Origin of the sequence: Bartonella queenslandensis AUST/NH15 (genome assembly GCF_000312585.1) — a bacterium.
GTDB classification, from domain to species: domain Bacteria; phylum Pseudomonadota; class Alphaproteobacteria; order Rhizobiales; family Rhizobiaceae; genus Bartonella; species Bartonella queenslandensis_A.
The window spans coordinates 27,610-31,240 of sequence record NZ_HE997997.1 but is presented as its reverse complement, the minus strand read 5'-3'; the positions used below and the strand labels follow the sequence as shown (position 1 = coordinate 31,240).

Annotated in this window: 4 protein-coding genes; all 4 read right to left on the bottom strand. The window is 39.9% G+C overall.

Going from position 1 to position 3,631, the window contains the following annotated elements; translation table 11 throughout:
• Positions 1–148: 148 nt before the first annotated feature.
• The gene (locus tag BN338_RS03775) at positions 149–766 is read right to left on the bottom strand and encodes a riboflavin synthase (protein ID WP_039759182.1); all 618 of its coding nucleotides are present in this window, start codon (positions 764–766) and stop codon (positions 149–151) included.
• Entirely contained in the window at positions 748–1,875 is a 1,128-nt protein-coding gene (gene ribD / locus BN338_RS03770; protein WP_039759181.1) for a bifunctional diaminohydroxyphosphoribosylaminopyrimidine deaminase/5-amino-6-(5-phosphoribosylamino)uracil reductase RibD, read from the bottom strand. The genes BN338_RS03775 and ribD overlap by 19 nt, the downstream gene beginning before the upstream one ends.
• Positions 1,868–2,350, bottom strand: a complete 483-nt coding sequence (nrdR, locus tag BN338_RS03765; RefSeq protein WP_039759179.1) for a transcriptional regulator NrdR — start codon at positions 2,348–2,350, stop codon at positions 1,868–1,870. The genes ribD and nrdR overlap by 8 nt, the downstream gene beginning before the upstream one ends.
• A 13-nt stretch (positions 2,351–2,363) precedes the next feature.
• The coding region (gene glyA / locus BN338_RS03760; RefSeq protein ID WP_039759177.1) for a serine hydroxymethyltransferase at positions 2,364–3,631 on the bottom strand (1,268 nt) is incomplete at its 5' end.

Genomic DNA, 3,631 nt, shown 5'->3' with positions numbered 1-3,631 from the left:
AATCTCTTCATAAAAACGTGCTTCAACAATCAATACGTGAGGCTTTTTACGTATCTCTTTCATCATAATGGAATTCCACAAAAAACGAATCAAAAAAACTCAAGCTTATAGAGCATAAAATTCTAAAAACGATCAATAGAGCTGTAACTTATTCATCTTCTCCTTTAAAAGCAAAAAGCTTCGCAGCATAACGAGCAAGTTGATCAATTTCTAAATTGACCCAATCTCCAATTTCAGCTTGTCCCCACGTTGTCATTTTAAGGGTATGACGAATAATAAGAACATCAAAAACACAATCCTCAACATCATTAACAGTCAAAGATGTCCCATTAAGTGCAAGGGATCCCTTAGGTACAATGAAGGGCATAAATTGTCTTGAAGCTTTTAAATAAAAACGAATTGCATCCCCTTCATTTTTTTGTTCAATAATTTCAGCCAAGCCATCAATATGACCAGAAACCAAATGCCCTCCCATTTCATCACCCAATCGAAGAGAACGTTCTAAATTAACAAAAGTTCCTTTTTTCCATTGGGCAAGATTTGTTAAACGTAATGCTTCTTCCCATGCTTCAACAACAAACCAATTGGAATCTTCTTGTTTAAATCCTCGTTCAACAATTGTCAGACAAATCCCTGAACACGCAATTGATGCACCAATTGCTAAACTTTCTACAGCATAGCGTGTAGAAATCTTTAAACGTATCCCCTGTTTTAAAGATTGAACATCTTCAACACAACCAATATCCGTTATAATTCCTGTGAACATAATGTCTTACGTCTCCATTTATAAAAACGGTCATTTCCAAACATTTTTGTTTCAACCTCATGAAATTGCGAGAGATAATTTCCAAAATAAGGCGCTTCAATACGTTTTTTTCCTAAAACAACAGGACTATAAAAACATATCAAATGATCAACACAACCCGCATTCAAAAATTTCTCTCCTGTTTTTACGCCCCCTTCCAGTAAAACACTATTAATCCCATATTTATAAAGTATCTGTAAAAGAGCAAAAGGTTCTACATATCCATTATTCATCTCTACCGAATAAACGGACACACCATATTTCTCCAACGCATTTTTTTTGCTTTTCTTTGAAAAATCCACATCACAAATAACCCATGTAGGAATTTTTATGGCTGTCTGGACCACTTTCGCATCAAGGGGGATAGATAAGGCGGCATCTAAAATAATACGAATTGGTGAGCGCATTTCCATTCCTGGTAAGCGGCAATTGAGCTGTGGATCATCTGCTAGTATAGTACCAATACCAACGAGAATAGCATTGTTTTGAGCCCGTAGAATATGCGTCTGGGTATGGGAAAGTGCTCCACTAATCTTTATTCCCCCCTCCCCTCTTCTTCCCACACTATTATCAGCAGAAACTGCCATTTTAAAAGTGACAGCACAGCGTTGCATCTTTCTTATACACCAATGTGTCCATAAGGATTCAAAAGCTTCTTCAGCTAAAATGCCCTCAACGACTTCAATACCAGCCGCACGCAAAAGAGCAAGACCACGACCATCCACACGCTTATCACAATCAGTAAGAGCAACAACAACCCGCGAAATACCTGAATCAATAAGTGCATTGACACACGGAGAAGTTTTTCCATAATGTGCGCATGGTTCTAGAGTCACATAAGCAGTCGCTCCTTGGGCCAAAGAACCAGCCATGCGTAAAGCTTGTACTTCCGCATGAGGACTCCCATGAAGAGCTGTAATGCCATAGCCCACAATAAATGCCCCCGTACCGTCACTATTTTGTACAATTAACGTACCAACCGAAGGATTTCCACCTGTAAGTCCCACATGACGCTCTGCCAAACGGATAGCAGCCGCCATAAACCGCTCATCTTGCACTTTTTTATTCATAAAAATGAGATTCTGTATCCGCTATACCCTTTGACAACTCATCGATAATATCGTGAAAATCGCTTGCATCACGAAAGTCTCGATACACAGAAGCAAAACGGATATAAGCAATATCATCAATTCTTTTTAATGCTTCCATCACAAGATGTCCGATTTTTTCTGAAGCAATCTCTGGTTCCCCCAAACTCTCAAGCTGGCGTACAATGCCAGAGATTGCCTGTTCAATACGATCAGGATCAATATTGCGCTTACGTATAGCCACATCAACTGATCGCATTAATTTATCACGATCAAATGGCTCACATCGTCCACTTTTTTTACTAACCAACAGCTCACGCAATTGAACACGTTCAAAAGTTGTAAAACGACCACCGCAAACAGAACAGACACGACGGCGGCGAATCACCATCCCCTCTTCTGCTGGACGTGAGTCTTTAACCTGTGTATCCTCATATTGACAGTAAGGACAGCGCATCTCTTTTTTATCCTTAAGGCATGCTAAGATAAGAGTAAAGAGGAAATTGATTCGTTATATCTTCCACCTTTTTCTTAACAGCCATTTCAATGACATGGTTATCTTCATCGCTTTTTGCATTCCGAAGACCATCAAGAACTTCTGCAATCAGATGCGCAACTTGAACAAACTCTTTTTCTAAAAAACCACGCGTTGTAGCAGCAGGTGATCCCAAACGAATTCCCGATGTTATAGAGGGTGTTTCAGGGTCAAAAGGAATGCCATTTTTATTGCAGGTAATATGAGCGCGTCCTAAAGCTAACTCGGCACGTTTTCCTGTTAGATTTTTCGAACGTAAATCAACCAACAATAAATGATTATCTGTACCGCCAGAAACAATATTAAAACCATTACTCTGTAATGTTTTTGCTAACGTTTTCGCATTAGCGACAACATGAGCACTGTAACTCTTGAAAGAAGGCTGCAAAGCCTCTCCAAATGCAACGGCTTTTGCCGCAATCACATGCATTAAAGGCCCCCCTTGAAGACCAGGAAAAATAGCAGAATTAATTTTTCTGGATAAAGCCTCATCATTTGTCAATATCAAACCACCACGCGGACCTCGAAGTGATTTATGTGTTGTTGTCGTTACGATATGCGCATGTGGAACAGGTGAAGGATGTACACCACCAGCAACAAGACCAGCAATATGAGACATATCAACGAGGAGATGAGCACCGATTTCATCTGCAATTTCACGAAATCGTTCCCAATCCCAGAATCGAGGATAAGAAGAGCCCCCTGCGATAATAAGTTTTGGTTTACGTTCTTTTGCAAGCCGCTCAACCTCATCCATATCAATAATCTGATCTTCTTGACGCACACCATAGGAAACAACATCAAACCATTTTCCCGACATATTGACAGATGAACCATGCGTAAGGTGGCCACCAGCATTTAAATCCAATCCCATAAATGTGTCACCAGGCTGGAGTAAAGCCAGAAAGATAGCTTGATTCATTTGGCTACCAGAATTAGGCTGTACATTTGCAAAAGCAGCACCAAAAAGCTGTTTTGCTCTTTCAATGGCTAAATCTTCAACGACATCGACAAATTGACACCCACCATAGTAGCGCTTTCTTGGATAACCTTCTGCATATTTATTGGTTAAAACAGACCCCTGTGCTTCAAGAACCGCTCTTGAAACAATATTCTCTGAAGCAATCAGCTCAATCTCATGTTGTTGACGCTTAAATTCCCCTTTCATGGCATTGAAGATTGCACCATCAACTGTCTGTAAAT

Coding starts and splice junctions, on each gene's coding strand:
- BN338_RS03775 (WP_039759182.1), bottom strand. CDS start 766: ATGTTCACAGGAATTATAACGGATATTGGTTGTGTTGAAGATGTTCAA.
- ribD (WP_039759181.1), bottom strand. CDS start 1,875: ATGAATAAAAAAGTGCAAGATGAGCGGTTTATGGCGGCTGCTATCCGT.
- nrdR (WP_039759179.1), bottom strand. CDS start 2,350: ATGCGCTGTCCTTACTGTCAATATGAGGATACACAGGTTAAAGACTCA.